The sequence below is a fragment of the Aquabacterium sp. NJ1 genome (assembly GCF_000768065.1).
GTDB lineage: Bacteria > Pseudomonadota > Gammaproteobacteria > Burkholderiales > Burkholderiaceae_C > Aquabacterium.
Genome location: NZ_JRKM01000001.1, coordinates 4322447 through 4336858, shown reverse-complemented (window position 1 = coordinate 4336858; position 14412 = coordinate 4322447). Strand labels below are relative to the sequence as shown.

General features: G+C 65.8%; 19 protein-coding genes. 16 read left to right on the top strand and 3 right to left on the bottom strand.

Translation table 11 applies throughout. From position 1 onward, the window contains the following. Positions 1-26: 26 nt before the first annotated feature. The 16 genes from JY96_RS18740 to JY96_RS18665 all read left to right on the top strand — a co-directional run bounded on the left by JY96_RS18740 (position 27) and on the right by JY96_RS18665 (position 10395). A complete protein-coding gene (locus JY96_RS18740) occupies positions 27-221 on the top strand; it encodes a 4Fe-4S binding protein (RefSeq protein WP_035039761.1) in 195 nt (64 codons plus the stop codon). 14 nt (positions 222-235) lie between these two features. Next, positions 236-646, top strand: coding sequence for an iron-sulfur cluster assembly accessory protein (locus JY96_RS18735; RefSeq protein ID WP_035039759.1), 411 nt, complete (start codon positions 236-238; stop codon positions 644-646). A 19-nt stretch (positions 647-665) separates the two neighbouring features. Next, complete coding sequence (locus tag JY96_RS18730; protein ID WP_052162720.1) at positions 666-1310, top strand: hypothetical protein; 645 nt, start codon at positions 666-668, stop codon at positions 1308-1310. Further along, positions 1307-2086, top strand: coding sequence for a 4Fe4S-binding leucine-rich repeat protein (locus JY96_RS18725; protein ID WP_369796173.1), 780 nt, complete (start codon positions 1307-1309; stop codon positions 2084-2086). The genes JY96_RS18730 and JY96_RS18725 overlap by 4 nt, the downstream gene beginning before the upstream one ends. Continuing rightward, positions 2079-2411 carry a nitrogen fixation protein NifZ gene (locus JY96_RS18720; RefSeq protein ID WP_035039757.1) on the top strand — a complete coding sequence of 111 codons (333 nt, stop codon included), beginning with the start codon at positions 2079-2081 and terminating at the stop codon, positions 2409-2411. The genes JY96_RS18725 and JY96_RS18720 overlap by 8 nt, the downstream gene beginning before the upstream one ends. A gap of 13 nt (positions 2412-2424) precedes the next feature. After that, the gene (locus JY96_RS18715; RefSeq protein ID WP_369796172.1) at positions 2425-2760 is read left to right on the top strand and encodes a nitrogen fixation protein NifZ; all 336 of its coding nucleotides are present in this window, start codon (positions 2425-2427) and stop codon (positions 2758-2760) included. 37 nt (positions 2761-2797) lie between these two features. Continuing rightward, entirely contained in the window at positions 2798-3139 is a 342-nt protein-coding gene (locus tag JY96_RS18710) for a DUF3024 domain-containing protein (RefSeq protein ID WP_035043625.1), read from the top strand. A gap of 17 nt (positions 3140-3156) precedes the next feature. Further along, positions 3157-4368 (top strand): cysteine desulfurase family protein, encoded by a 1212-nt coding sequence (locus tag JY96_RS18705; RefSeq protein WP_052162719.1) that lies wholly within the window; start codon positions 3157-3159, stop codon positions 4366-4368. After that, on the top strand, positions 4365-4586 hold the full coding sequence (gene nifT / locus JY96_RS18700) for a putative nitrogen fixation protein NifT (RefSeq protein WP_035039754.1): 222 nt from the start codon (positions 4365-4367) through the stop codon (positions 4584-4586). The genes JY96_RS18705 and nifT overlap by 4 nt, the downstream gene beginning before the upstream one ends. Before the next feature lies 1 nt (position 4587). Next, the gene (locus JY96_RS18695; protein WP_035039752.1) at positions 4588-4851 is read left to right on the top strand and encodes a hypothetical protein; all 264 of its coding nucleotides are present in this window, start codon (positions 4588-4590) and stop codon (positions 4849-4851) included. Positions 4852-4875: 24 nt separating this feature from the next. Further along, a complete protein-coding gene (locus tag JY96_RS18690) occupies positions 4876-6063 on the top strand; it encodes a DegT/DnrJ/EryC1/StrS aminotransferase family protein (RefSeq protein WP_035039750.1) in 1188 nt (395 codons plus the stop codon). A gap of 19 nt (positions 6064-6082) precedes the next feature. Next, positions 6083-6952, top strand: coding sequence for an SIR2 family protein (locus JY96_RS18685; RefSeq protein WP_200883530.1), 870 nt, complete (start codon positions 6083-6085; stop codon positions 6950-6952). A 56-nt stretch (positions 6953-7008) separates the two neighbouring features. Next, positions 7009-7305 (top strand): 2Fe-2S iron-sulfur cluster-binding protein, encoded by a 297-nt coding sequence (locus JY96_RS18680; protein WP_035039748.1) that lies wholly within the window; start codon positions 7009-7011, stop codon positions 7303-7305. Positions 7306-7343: 38 nt separating this feature from the next. Further along, positions 7344-8948, top strand: coding sequence for an FAD-dependent oxidoreductase (locus tag JY96_RS18675; protein WP_035039745.1), 1605 nt, complete (start codon positions 7344-7346; stop codon positions 8946-8948). Between the two features lie 10 nt (positions 8949-8958). Beyond that, positions 8959-9318 carry a hypothetical protein gene (locus JY96_RS18670; RefSeq protein ID WP_035039743.1) on the top strand — a complete coding sequence of 120 codons (360 nt, stop codon included), beginning with the start codon at positions 8959-8961 and terminating at the stop codon, positions 9316-9318. Between the two features lie 93 nt (positions 9319-9411). Continuing rightward, on the top strand, positions 9412-10395 hold the full coding sequence (locus JY96_RS18665) for a hypothetical protein (RefSeq protein ID WP_035039741.1): 984 nt from the start codon (positions 9412-9414) through the stop codon (positions 10393-10395). On the opposite strand, the gene JY96_RS18660 is transcribed toward JY96_RS18665, so the two are convergent. The 3 genes from JY96_RS18660 to JY96_RS18650 are packed head-to-tail and all read right to left on the bottom strand — an operon-like array spanning position 10379 to position 14321. Beyond that, positions 10379-11422 (bottom strand): alpha-hydroxy acid oxidase, encoded by a 1044-nt coding sequence (locus JY96_RS18660; protein ID WP_200883529.1) that lies wholly within the window; start codon positions 11420-11422, stop codon positions 10379-10381. The two genes, JY96_RS18665 and JY96_RS18660, sit on opposite strands and share 17 nt — an antisense overlap. Then, positions 11422-12108: a Fe2+-dependent dioxygenase gene (locus tag JY96_RS18655; protein ID WP_035039739.1), complete on the bottom strand. Its 687-nt coding sequence runs from the start codon at positions 12106-12108 to the stop codon at positions 11422-11424. Before JY96_RS18655 ends, JY96_RS18660 begins: the two co-directional genes overlap by 1 nt. Positions 12109-12128: 20 nt before the next feature. Beyond that, positions 12129-14321, bottom strand: coding sequence for a TonB-dependent siderophore receptor (locus tag JY96_RS18650; protein WP_035039737.1), 2193 nt, complete (start codon positions 14319-14321; stop codon positions 12129-12131). Between the last annotated feature and the right edge of the window lie 91 nt (positions 14322-14412).

Here is a 14412-nt window from a genome sequence, read left to right as displayed (position 1 = left end):
ACCACTGCCACTGAAGGAGAACCACCATGCCTCTGAAGATCATTGCCTCCACCTGCACCGGCTGCTCCGCTTGCGAACCGGAATGCCCCAACGTTGCCATCCGCGAAAAGGGCGGCACCTTCATCATCGACCCGGCCAAGTGCACGGAATGCGAAGGCCAGTTCGATTCGCCCCAATGCCTGGCCGTGTGCCCGGTTGACGGCTGCATCGTCAAGGCCTGAGGAAGGACACGATCATGCTTCCCAACTGGACCGTGTCCCCTGCAGCCGAGAAGTTCATTCGGCGCATGGTGAAGTTCTCTGGCCTGCCGGCTTCCGCGGGCTTTCGACTCACCGTGACACCGGGTGGCTGCTCAGGCTACAACTCGGAGTTCACGGTGGAGGCCGAACCCGCACCGGGCGATGAAGTGGCCGACGTCAACGGCGTCAAGGTCTTCCTGCCCGCCGAGAGCCGCCTGCTGCTGGAAGGTGTGATCGTGGACTTCGCCGACACCCCGACCAAATCCGGCCTGACCTTCGTCAACCCCGGTGCGGCGCCTTGTGCATGCAGCAGCAGCGGGGATGCGGCCAGTGCGGCACCACCTTCGGTGTCCAAGATCGACATTGGCTCGATCAAGCTGAGCCCGACCACACGGCCTCTGGCCTGACCCCCACAAGCAGGCCCACATGAACGCGACAGCCGCCCCCGACACTGGCCCTGGCGTCACGCTCATGGACGACCAGGGCTTTGACAGTGCGGTGCTGGGCCGAGGCCTGCCACCCGAAGTCGAAGCCCTGATCGCGGCGGCAGGCCTGGTCCGGCAGGACCGGGCCCAGGCTGAACCCCTGCTGCTTCGGGCCCGGGCCTTGGCGCCCACGCACCCGGCCACGCTGATCGCGCTGTACCGCTTCCACTTCTATGGGCACCGCCTGCGCGAGGCCCGCGAGGTGGCGCGCGAATCATTGGGCATTGCCCGCGCCGCCTTGCTGCCCGCAGGCCATCCCGACCCGGTCGCCGCCGACCTGCCGCCCATCTCGGACGAACAGGCCCGCTTTGACGCGGCCGTGCGCTTCTACCTGTTCACGCTCAAGGGCTTCGCCTACCTGAACCTGCGCCTGGGCGACATCGAAGTGGGCCGCGCTGCGCTGCAGGAGCTGCGCAGGCTCGACCCGCAAGACCGCGTCGGTGGTGCCGTGCTGGCGGTGGTGCTGGCCCGCGCGGAACAAGCCCAGTCCGCCAACGGACATGAAGGCAACGACAGCGAAGACGACTATGACGGCCGCGCCCGCGCGCAAGGCCGCCTGCCTCATCGCGGCTGGGGGAACCCATGATGGCCGCCGCACGCGCCCCAGCCGGTGACATCGTCGCCATGAACTGGCTCGGCCAGCCCATTGACTGCACCACCTGCCCTTACCAGCCCCTCAAGGCCACAGGCGCTTGCGAGATCGGCCATGCCTGCATGCAGGACGGCTATGCGAGACGCATCGACCGCTTCTTCCGCTGGCATCCTGAACTGGCCAAGGAGCAGCTACACCACCCGTACTTTGAGGTACGCGCCATTGCAGCGCGGTATGCCGACGTGTTCCACCTGCCCGCCATGCTGGACGACCCGGATGAAACCGTGCGTCTGCAACTGGCCTTGCGCCTGCCCCAGCGTGCCTTGCAAAGGCTGATCCAGGACCCGCACCGGGAAGTGCGCATCCGTGTCGCGCAAAGGCTGGACACGGCCCAACTGCCTGCCATGGTCCACGACGAGGACTACGGTGTGCGCCAATGGGTTGCCCGTCGCCTGCCAGTCACGCTGCTGGCCGTGCTGGTCAGCGACCCTGAATCCGTGGTCAGGCAAGAGGTGGCGCAACGCATCGAGATGCCCGCCTTGATGCGCCTGATCGATGACCCGGCACCAGAAGTGCGTCGCATCGTGGCCCAACGCCTGCCAACCGGCCTGCTGGAGCGCCTCGCCTTTGACCCGGACCTCATCGTGCGTTGGGAAGTCGCGCAACGCGCCTTGCCCGACCTGCTGCAGCGCATGCAGCAAGACGAAGACAGCGAAGTACGCGCCGCCGTGCAACAACGCCTGAACGACACAGGGGCTTCCCATGGCTGACATCAATCGTGACGAGGACACCATCGAGGTCGCCGACCCGCCGCGCTTCGTGTTCGGTGAGCGCGTGGTCAGCCGCACCACCATCCGCAACGACGGCACCTTCAATGGCAAGGACATCGGCGATGTGCTGGTCAAGAAGGGCGACATCGGCTACGTGGTGTCCATCGGCACCTTCCTGCAGCAGTTCTACATCTACGCGGTCGAGTTCACCGACTACGGCTACCGCGTCGGCATGCGGGCCAAGGAGCTGATGACCCTGGACAACCTGCCCGACGACATCCTGGCCCAACTGGGCGACCGCGCCAGCGCGCTCAAAGAACTTTGATGAGGACCAACCCATGATGATCGAACCCCGTGAGCCCCAATACCAGTGGGGCCAGCAAGTGGTCGCACTGGTCGACCTGATCAACGACGGCAGTTACCCCGACCGCGCCGACCGCGAAGTGCTGGTGGAGACTGGCAGCGAAGGCGAGATCGTGCAGGTCGGCCGCCATGAGGAACTCAACCAGCCCGTCTACATGGTCGAGTTCGATGGCGGCCTGGTCATTGGCTGCCTGGAAGAAGAGATCCTGCTGTGCATGGAGCTGGACCAGATGCTGGCCGAATCCCGGTCGCAATCAGCCGGGCAGATGAGCCTGCTCAACGATGCCGGCTCGAGCACGGCGGGCGCCTGATTCGCGTGCGTACCCGGAGGGCCCAGCCGTGAACACCATGCCCATCGCCCAGGCCAGACAAGCGGCCCGCGTCCACGACATGGACCGGGTCCGCATCGAGCGGGCCTTGCGCCACCGTGTGCGTTACCGCTATGTGCAGCCGCAGATCGAGCGCGCGGAGCGCGGCGGCTGGCTCATCACCAGTCCCTGCTGCTCACGCAATATCGACCCCAACGGCGGGGTGATCGACATCGCCTGGGTGGAGCCGGTCGAAGACGCCTGGGCCCTGTACTTCAAGGACCACGTGCACGACCGCTGGGTGCTGCACGACGAATCCCGTCATCTGCAGCCTTTGCTCGACGAAATCTGCGTGGACCCCATGCGGGTGTTCTGGCCCTGAACCGCACCGAGTCCATCATGAACCCAGACTGGATCTACCTCGACAACAACGCCACCACGGCGCCATCTACCGGCGTGGTCGGCGCCATGGCGCTGGCGCTCAGCCAGACCTGGGGCAATGCCTCGTCTTCGCATGCCATGGGGCAGGAGGCCCGGCAGGCCCTGGCCATGGCGCGCGCCCAGGTCGCCCGCTTCCTCAACTGCAAGCCGGCCGAAGTGGTGTTCACCAGCGGCGCAACCGAGGCCAATCACATCGCCCTGCGGGGTGCCGTGGGCTTCAATGGCCGCCAGCGCCTGGTCCTGAGCGCGGGGGAGCATGCCGGTGTGCAGAAACTGGCGCGCCATCTGGCACAGCGCCAGCAGGTCGAGGTCGACTGGATCGGGCTCATGCCGGATGGCACCTTGGACTTGGCCCAGGCCCGCGAGCTCATCACGCCACAGGTGTCGCTGGTCTCCGTGATGGCCGCCAACAACGAAACCGGCGTGCTGATGCCCATTGGTGAACTGGCTCGGCTCGCGCACGAGCAAGGCGCCCTGCTGCACGTGGACGCCACCCAACTGATCGGCAAGCTGCCTTTTGACTTCGCCAGATCAGGTGCCGACCTGGTCTCGCTGTCGGCGCACAAGTTCCACGGCCCCAAAGGGGTGGGTGCCCTGCTGGTGCGCCAGGGTCTGAACTGGCCGGCGCTCTTCATGGGCACGCAAGAACGCGCGCGGCGTGGCGGCACTGAAAACCTGCCCGGCATCCTGGGCCTGGGCGCGGCGGCAGAGCGCCTCACCCTGGCACCCGAAGCCTGGGTGAACCACACGGCCACCCAGGCCCGCTTGCGACTGACGCTCGAGCAAGGCTTGCTGGCTGCCCTGCCCGGCACCGTCATCTTCGGCGCGCAGGCCGCCCGCCTGCCCAACACCAGCTACTTGCGCTTCGGCCTGGTGCATGCGGATGTGGTGCTCAACAAGCTGGACCGCATGGGTGTCATGGCCTCGTCGGGCGCTGCCTGCTCGGCCAGCGGCAACGAGCCCTCGCCCGTGTTGCTGGCCATGGGCCTCACGCGTGAAGAAGCCTTGTGTGCCGTGCGGCTGAGCCTGTCCAGCCAGACCACGGCGCAACAGATCCAGACCGTGATCGAACGCCTGCCCCTGGAGTTGGCACCCCTCATGGCCGAGCAGGCGTCGGCGCACACGGCACCGACCAGCCCTTCCCCCATTCCAACCGGAGTATTCGCATGAAAGTCATGATTCGCAAGGGTGCCGACGGCATCCTGTCCGTCTACATCCCCAAGAAGGACCTGGAGGAGCCCATCGTGTCGATGGAACGGCCCACGATGTGGGGCGGCCTGGTGACCATGGCGAATGGCTGGCAACTCGCCCTGCCCGAGATGCCTGACGACACCCGCCTGCCCATCACGGTCGAAGCCCGGCGCACCACGACCGGCGAGGAGGTCTGACATGGCCATCTCGCCCGAGCAACTGAGCGAGGCCGCCGCCATCCTGGGCCAGTCGGCCACGGTGCGTGCAGCGGCATCCACCATCCGCGAGCGCTTTGCGCCCCTGCGCGCCCTGGTGCTCGATGCCTTCGACATGCGCGGCGAGCAGCCTGCCATGCAGGTGACGCCCGAGCGCGCCATCTACCTCATGTCGACCGACGGCCATTGCTGGACGGTCACCGCCGAGCCACAACAGGCCTCGGCCTTCGTGCTGACCCAGAACTGAGCCCCGATCTGAAAGGCCCGCGCCATGGACACCCAAGCAGAACTTGCCCCCGGCACCGAAGAAGAAACGGGCGACTGGATCTACCTGTCGGACCCCGACATCACCACCGACGAACTGGAGGCCGTGGTGATGACCTTGCGCAGCAACCAGCTGTCTGCCGGGCCGCTGGTGGCGGACTTCGAACAGGCCATGGCCGCCTACATCGGGCGCCAGCACGCCGCAGCCGTGGCCAGTGGCACCTTGGGCGCTTGCCTGGCCTTGAAGGTGATGGGCATCGGCCCGGGTGACGAGGTCATCACCTCGGCGTATGCCTGGCACCAGATTGCCCACGCCATCACCATCGTGGGCGCCACGCCCATCCTGGCCGACATCGACTACTGGTCGGGCTGCATCGACCCGGCCAAGGCCGCCGACAAGATCACGCTGCGCACCAAGGCCATCCTGGCCAGCAACGTCAACGGCCACCCGGCTGACTGGCAAGGCTTGCGCGCCCTGGCCCATGCACACGGCCTCAAGCTGATCGAAGACAGCACCGAGGCCATCGGCTCGCGCTACCAGGGTCGGCTCACTGGCAGCTTCGGCGATGTGGCCATCTTCGACTTCTCGCAACCCTCGGCACTGTGCTGCGGCCAGGGCGGCATGGTGCTCACCGATGACCCCAAGCTCGCCAGCGAGCTGGGCTACCTGCGCGAGCGCCGCATCAGCGACCGCAACTCGGTGTCCGTGGGCAGCCGCGTGCCCTGGCAGGCCAGCATGAGCGATCTGGATGCGGCTGTAGGCCTGGCCCAGCTCAAGCGCATCGACGAGATCCTGATGAAGCGCAAGCAGGTGGAAGCCTGGTACCACACGCAGATGCAGAGCTTCGAGGGCATCAAGCCGCCCTACCTGGCCGAGCACATCGACGAGGTCCACTGGATGCTCTACAAGATCCACCTGGGCAAACGCTTCACCGGCAGCGCACGCAACCAGATCATCGAGGACATGGACTCGAACTCGGTGGAGTCCGCCATCTACTGCGTGCCGCTGCACCAGCAGTTCCACTACCAGCAAAGCGGCTGGCATCGGGGCCTGCTGCCCAACACAGAGCGCATCGCAGACCGCTCGCTCACCCTGCCCTTCCACACCCACCTGGACGAAGACGAGGTCAAGTACATCGTCAAGACGCTCAAGGACGCGTCCGTCAATGTGGGCGCGGGTGCGGCCATCTACTGACACGAACACGGAGTTGAACATGCCCGTCATCGAAGCCCGGCTGCAGCCTCTTGCTGCAGCCAACACGAACGAATGGCTGCCCGAGCTGGCCAGCGGCCTCAAGGAAGGCCGCGTCGTCCCCTACCTCGGCCCCGGCCTGCTGGACCTGATACCCGACTGCCCCGTGCCCTCCACGCCGGAAGCGCTGGTGGCCCTGCTGACCGCCAAGGTCACCGTGCCGCACAAGATCCGCAATCGGCTCACGCAGGCAGCCCAGTACATCGAGAACTTCAAGCACCGCAAGAGCGTGGTGAACCAGATGGACGAGGTCTTCGCCAAGGTCCCGAGCGCCAGCCCCCTGCATGACTGGATCGCCCGGCTCGCCCCGCCACTGGTGGTCGAGAGCTGGTACGACGACACCCTGGTCAAGGCCTATGCGGCCCAACGCCCGGCCAAGGACTGGGGCCAGGTGCAAGGCCTGTCCCAATCCGAACACTTCGGCACCTGGACGGCCTTCTACGATGCCGATGGCCAGCTGGCCGAGAGCTGCCCGCCCGGCTGGAAGTCGCTGGTGTACCGGCCCATTGGTGGCCACTCACCGGCGAGCAACTACCTGGTGTCGGATTCGGACTACGTCGAGGTGCTGACCGAGATCGACATCCAGACGCCCATCCCCGCCGAAGTGCAGGCGCTGCGCAAAGGCAAAGGCTTCCTGTTCATGGGCTGCCGCTTCAACGACCAGCTCACACGCAGCTTTGCCCGCCAGATCATGAAGCGATCGGGCGAGCGCCACTGGGCCGTGCTGCCCAGCGAGCCCACGCGCATGGAAGCCCGCTTCCTGGAAGAAAACAACGTGACCCGCATCGAACTGAGCCTGGCCGAGATGGCCACGCTCTTGTGCGCGTCCTGATCCGCACGGCTCCACATTTTTCCCGCCAACCGCTGACCACAACTAGGAGTCGCACCATGACCACCCTGACCATCCTGCCCGCCGGCATCACCTTTGAAGCCGCACCCGGTACCACCCTCATGGCCGCCATCAAGGCCGCCGGCGCCGCCATCATGAGCAAGTGCGAGGGCAAGGCCCAATGCGGTGCCTGCCACGTCTTCATCCAGGAAGGCCGCAAGAGTCTGTCCAAGATCCAGCGCACCGAAAACGAAAAGCTCGACGCCCTGGTGGGCGTGAGCTCCAAATCCCGGCTGGCCTGCCAGGCCACGCTGGGTGAAGAGCCCGTCACCGTCGAGCTGCTGAGCTTCGTCTGAGCCCAGGGGCCAAGCAGCCTGCACACAGGAGGTCCACCATGATCGATGTCGCCATTGTGGGTGCCGGCCTCACCGGCCTGGCGCTGGCCCGGCAGTTGCATCTGCAAGGCCTGCGTGTGGCCCTGTTCGATGCCCGCATGCGAACGGGTGGGCGCATCCTCACCGATGTGCCGGCCCAAGGCGGCGCGGCGGTCGACCTGGGTGCAAGCTGGTACTGGCCGGACACCGAGCCCCGCATCACGGCGCTCATCGAGTCACTGGGGCTGCGCTCCCTGGCCCAGCCGGACAGCGGCACGGTGCTGAACCTGGCTGATGCCAGCCGCGCCCCCGAGCCGCTGGACACCGATGGCATCCATGGCGGCGCACGCAGGCTCTCGGGCGGCATGAGCCAGTTGGTCAAGGCCCTCACGCATCACCTGCCGGAGGGTACGGTCCAGCTGGGGCTGCGGCTGATGTCCGTGCATGACCGGGGCGAGCAAATCGAACTGCGCTTCAACCGCATCACGCCAGACACATCGGGCAGCATGCTGGTGGAGCGGCGGGTCATGGCCCGACGCGTGGTGCTGGCCATGCCGCCCAGGCTGGTGGCCCAGCATGTCCAGTTCGAGCCGAGCCTGCCTACCTTCACTGTCGACGCGATGAACGCCGTGTCGACCTGGATGGCCCGCGAAGCCAAGTCCTTTGCCCGCTACGCCCAGCCTTTCTGGCTCCAGCAAGGCTGGTCTGGCAGTGCCTTCGTGAGCCATTCGCAGGCCGTGTTGCGCGAGGTGTGGGATGCCAGTGACGAGCAAGGGGCCGCACTGGCCGGCTTCCACGCCATCCCGCCCGATGCGCGCCCCAGCTTCGCCCGCAGCATGGCCCTGCTGGTGTCCAGCCAGTTTGCCCAGCTGTTCGGCCTTGACGCACAGGCCGACACCATCACCACCCAGGACTGGGCCACCGACCCGCTGACCTGCAGCGAACTGGACCTCACCGACCCGCTCGGCGGCCCACCTCAGGCAGACCCCGTCTTGCGCCGCCCCCACTGGTCCGGCCGGCTGTTCTTCGGCGGCACGGAAACGGCCCGGCAAGCCGCAGGTCACATGGAGGGCGCGCTCGAGTCCGCGGCACGGCTGGTGGACTTCCTGCGGCCGGCCTCTTCAAGCCAGCCAGGCATCCCCTCACACGCTGACACGGCCCTGGCGCAGTTTCAGCAATGGGTTGCCACCGAGCGGCAACATGCCCTGCCCCGCTACCAGCAGCATGTCAAACAGATGTTGTCGCGGCAGGACCGTGACCGCGTCACCCAGAGAGCCGTGCTGGCCACGGTCGAGCAGACCTACAGCCACGCGCTGGAACAGCTGGCCCGCCTCGCCCTTGGCACCAGCGATCCGGCACCCTCTGGAAGCACATCCACCGGGGAATCGGGTCGCCACGCCTTGACACCAGCTGTCCTGACCACGTTCGCCGGCTTCAGCAAAACGCTGGTGGCCGATGCCCTGGTCTTCAACGCCCAGTCCTGCGCGCTGTCCAACTTTCCCGATGAGCACCAGCCCGACCCCGACTACCTGCGCACCATCACCGCCGACCTGGCGGCTGCCTGGGTCGAGTTTGCCTGGGCCACCAACGACCTGTTGTGCAGCCGCGCCCTTCAACCCCACTGACACACCAACCATGTTTGGCGCCGCCCTGCTCAAGACCATGGAAGAGGCCGGCATCGGCGTGCTGACCCTCACCGAAGGCCTGCAAGACGGCGAGCTGCTGGCCTCGCGCCTGACCCGTCAGGAGGTGGCTCGGCAATTGCGCCTGCTCACGGAAGCCGCCGCCGCGCTCCCGGCTGAGCTGCGCGAGGGCATGCCCGAGGTGGACTGGGCAGGTCTGGCTGCGGCCGGGCAAGCCCTGGCAGGCCCCAGCGGCCGAGCGCTCGACGATGCCCTGGTGTTTGGCGCACGCGCGCTGACGCCCGCCTTGATGATGTGGCTGCGCGTCTACCGGCAGCAGCACCCGCAGTGGTTTCGGATGACCCCGACTTGAGGGTGTTCGGGCGCCCCCCGGCATTTACCCCAGCCCGCGCCTGCTGGAACCGGGTGCTACATTCGGCCGGGTCCGGTACCCTCCAACCCAGTCATGCAAACAGAAGCCAGCGGCACGACAAGCCCGCTCAAGAAGACCCACCTCTGGCTGATCGCCTTGGTCAACCTCTTGCTCGCCGCCGCGCTGACCCTTGGTCACGCAGCGAAAAGCCGCGTGCTGTTCAAGTGGCGCTTCCTGGTGGACTTCGACGGCGAGCAGCCCTTTCAGTCCCGCGTGCTGACCTTCATGATCGCCAACGGTGTCGACAGGCTGCACCCCCTGGGTGACCGCGGCCTGGCCTTCCTGTTCATGACCATGGACTTCACCGCAACCGTCATCGCCTTCATCTTCGTCTGGAAGGCCTGGTCTGCGATGGGCAAACACAGAGGCAGCCTGCTGACCATGTTCTTCCTGTTCTGGTGGCAACTGTTCGCCACCTTCGTCGCGTCCAGCTACAACAATTACTACTATCCGTACGACATGACCTCGCTGGCCTTCATGGCCGTCGGCGTATGGATGATCGTGTCAAAGCAACCCTGGCTCATGCTGCTGGCCTTTTGTGTGCCGGCGATGATGAACCGGGAAACCGCCATCCTCCTGCCCTTCTTCTACCTGGCCTTCCATTGGCCGGCCTGGCGCACGGTCTGGCGCCAGTTTCTGGCATTGCTGGCCGTGAGCGTGGCCGTCAAGCTCATCATCTCGGCGGTGCTGGGCGCATCCAGCGATGACATGGTCTCGCTCTACCACGTGCCCGGTTTCCTGCGCCTGTACTACAACTTCGCCTTCATCTGGCTGGGGCCCGAGTACCGCGGCACGGCCAATGTGTTCTTCGCCTTCGGTTTCGCCTGGGTGCTGTTGTTCATGCGCGGCCAAGCCGACACACGCCTGCGCAACATGATGTTGTGCTTCATCCCCTTTTTCCTGGGGATGATGGTGGTGGGCAACCTGTCAGAGATCCGCATCTTCGCGGAGTTCATCCCGCTGATGGCCCTGCTGCTCGCTGGCAAGCTGGCCAGCGACATCAAACCAGCCGGCTGAGGTCGATGTCCGCCAGCGTGGCGCAACCCGTGAGCGCCATCGTCATTTCCAGCTCATCGCGCATCAGGCGGATCACATGGGCCACGCCCAGCGCGCCATGGCTGGCCAGGCCCCAGACATAAGGTCGCCCCAGCAACACGGCCGTGGCGCCATGGGCCATGGCAACCAGGGCGTCCCGGCCACCACGCACACCGCTGTCGAACAGCACCGGCGCGCGGCCTGCCACCCTCGCCACCACGCGTGGCAAGGCGGCCAGGCTCAAGGCGGCGCCCTCCAGCACGCGGCCTCCGTGGTTGGAGACGATCAGCCCATCGCAGCCCAGGTCCAGGGCCCGCGCCGCGTCATCCGGGTGCAGCACGCCCTTGATCAACAGTGGCAAGGTGGTCTGCGTGCGCAACCAGGCCACGTCATCCCAGGTCGGGGCCTGCGCCATCCAGCCATCGAACACCAGACTGCCGCCCTCGGCGGGTTTGTCGGCATGGGCTGACGCCTCCAGATTGACCGCGTGAATGTCAGCAGGCAGGCGCATGGTGGCCAGCTTCACGGGTGCATCCACCGTGAACACGATGGCCGAACAACCGGCGTCCACGGCCTTGCGCAAGAGACGCAAGGTACGCGCGCGGTCACGCTGCCAGTAGAGCTGAAACCAGGGCGCAGGCCCTCCGCCCTCCACCGCCGCCTGCACGATGGTCTCGACGGGTGTACTGGCCAGGCTGCTGATCACCTGTTGGCCGCCTTGTGCCGCGGCAGCCATCGCCGTGGCCACTTCACCGTCGGCATGGAACAAGCGCTGGTAGGCCACCGGCGCCAGCACGAAGGGGTGCGCCAGCGCCTGCCCGAACAGGTGCAAGCGCGTGTGCCCACCGGCCACGGCGCTCAAGGGCCTGGGCATGAGGCGCACCTCGGACAGCGCGCGCTCGTTGCCAGTGCCATCGCCATCTTGCAGATAGCGCCACGTGGCTTCGTCCAGGCACGCGCGGGCCAGGCTCATGTAGTCGCTCGCGCGCTCGACGGGTGGCAGGCTCATCAGCTGTCCGCCCATTGGCGCAAGAGGTTGTGATACGTGCCCGTCAGTCGCACGACGGGGTCGGACTCACCCACCTGCTGGCGCAGCTGCAGCAAGGCCATGTCCATGTCATACAGCAGGCGCCGCTGGCCCGCATCACGCACCATGCTCTGGATGAACATGAAGCAGGCCTGGCGCTGGCCTCGCGTCACGGGTGTCACCGCATGGATCGACGATGAGGGATACAGCACCAGGCTGCCTGCTTTGCGCTTGACACCATGCGTGCCAAAGGTGTCCTCGATGGTCAGCTCGCCGCCGTCGTACTCATCAGGGTCTGACAAGAACAGCGTGGCCGACACATCGGCGCGCACATAGCCCTCGCCACGCTGCGGCGACAGGCGCATGGCGCAGTCGGTGTGGAAGCCGTAGGTATTGGCCTCACCGCCATAGCGGTTGAAAAACGGCGGCAACACCTTGAGCGGCAAGGCCGCCGTGAAGAACAAGGGCGAGCGGTTCAAGGCGCCCAGCACCAGCTGGCGCAGCGCCGGCAGGTGGGGTGCCTCTTCGGCCAGTTGCTGGTTGTTCTTGGCCTGCGCGGCCTGTGCGCCCGCCGTGATGGCACCACTGTGCCAGGTGGACTGGTTCAACAGTTCGCGGGCCCGGGCCAGCTCATCCGGCGTCAGAACGTGGTCGATCGTGATGAGCATGGCCCCTCCATCGGTTTACATCAGAACTTGTACTCGGCCGTCAGGGTGACGGTGCGGCGCGGCCCCGGCACGGCAAAGCCGCCGTTGTCGTACACCGCGTCGTAGTACAGCTTGTCGAACAGGTTTTTCACGTTGAGGCGGTACAGCCACTTGTTGTTCGGCTCGAACTCGACCATGGCATCCCAGCGCACATAAGACGGTGCGGTGTTGGGGTAGTACACGCCATTGAGCGTGGGCACGGCGCCCGTCCCGCTCGGGTTCACGGCCTGGCGGTCACCCTTGGTTTCCACACCACCGCCCAGCTTCCACTGGTAGTTCAGCTGGTAGGTGGACCAGAGGTTGAACGTGTACTCCGGCGTGTTGCGCGCGCGCTTGCCGGCGTACGCTGGATTGGCCGAGGTGATGGCGCCCGTCGTGCTGTTCACGTTCTCGGCCACTTCCAGGATCTTGGCGTTCATCAAGGCCAGGCCGGCAAACACTTCCCAGTCCTCGTTGACCCGGCCAGCAGCTTCCAGCTCGATGCCGCGCGTGCGGCGCTTCTTGGTCAGGATGCTGGAGGTGGACTCCAGATCGGTGTTGCGCTCCCAGTTCTTGGTGGCCTGGTAAACGGCAGCACGCAAGGCCAGGTCGCCGTCCATCACCAGCCACTTGGCGCCGAGCTCCAGCACGGCACTGCGCTCCGGCGGTTGGGGCGTGACCGTCAGCTGATACAGGTCGGCCGTGGGACTGAAGGAATCGCTCCAGCCCACGTAGTAGTGCGTGTCATCCGTGGGGTGGTAGGACAAGGCGCTGCGGTAGCTGTTCTCGCCATACTTCAACTTGGGCGAGGTGGTGCTGCTGTACTCGGCATCCATCTGGTCGCGACGCACGCCCAGCGTGGCCTTCCACTTCGGGATGAACTCGACCGTGTCCTGCACGTAGTAGGCATACGAGTCACTGGTGAAGGCAGAGGCTGTGCCGGTGGCCGCCTCCTGGTAGGGGCGGTAGTCCGGCGCGGTGTTCGTGCCGTAGTTCTGCAAGGCCTTGCGGTAGCTGTCTTCACGCAGCCACTCCAGGCCCGTGATCACCTCGTGCTTCATGCCGGCCAGCTCGAACTTGGTCGACAAGTCTGATTGCAGCGTGATGGTGCGGTAGTCCAGCAACCGCGCCACGTTGCCCCCGACGCCCCCCACGGCATCAGGCAGCGTGCTCAGGTTGGGCGTCTTGGCCCAATAGCTGCGCTTGTAGTCGGCGCTGCGCAGCTGGGTGCGCAATTGGGTGCTGGGCGTGATGCGGTATTCGTTGACCAGCGTGGTGATGCTGGTGTCGCTGTCGTCGAAGGTCTTGTCGTTGCCAAAGTAGGTGCTGGCCGGCAGGCGCTCGCCTGGCTTGCGCGTGGCCGCATCAAAAGAGTTGCCGTAGTCCGGGTTGTCTCGCCCATAGGCTGTGTAGTGATTCAGCCAGAACTGGTTGTCCGTGTTGAGGTTCAAACCCAGGCTCACAGCCAGGCCGGTGCGGTGGATCTCCGGTTCGCTGCCCGTGGTGGGGTTGCGCCGCCAGTTGCCTTCATCGCGCTGCATGGCGTTGACACGAATGGCCGTCTGTTCGTTGATGACCTTGTTGAGGTCGGCCGTGGCCTCCTGGTAGCCATGGGTGCCCACGCTGCCGGTGAGCTTGTACTGATCCCGGCTCAAGGGTGTCTTGCTGACCTGGTTGATCACGCCGCCGGCCTGGCCGCGGCCAAACAGCATGGCGCCGGCGCCGCGCAACACATCCACCTGTTCGAGGTTGAAGGTCTCGCGGTTGTATTGCGCCGTGTCGCGGATGCCATCAAGGTACATGTCCCCGAAGGTGTAGAAGCCGCGCAGGTTCATGTTGTCGCCCGAACGGCCGCCTTCAGCCGCATTGAACGATAGGCCCGACACATTGCGCAGCGCTTCTTTCAAAGAGCCAACCTGCTGCTGTTCCATGATGCTCCTGGTCACCGTGGTGACAGCCTGTGGCACGTCATGCGGGTCTTGCAGCACCTTGCCCACGCGGGTGGTGGTGGCGCGGGCGCCATCGGGTTTGTCGGCGTCGGCCTGCACCTTGATGGGTGCCAGTTCCTTGGCCTTGGCGGGCGTGGCCTCGTCGGCCAGCGCCTGTTGGGACAAGGGGGCCAGGCCCGCCATCATGAGCGCGCCCAGTGGCAGCAAGGTCTGGTGGCTGGTGCGTTTTGGTTTGCAATGAGACATGAGTCAGTCAATCCTGAATGGTGAAGTCATGGAGGCTGGCTGGCTTGTGCAAGGCATTGCAACTGGCTGGCTGCGGTGAAACAGTGATGAA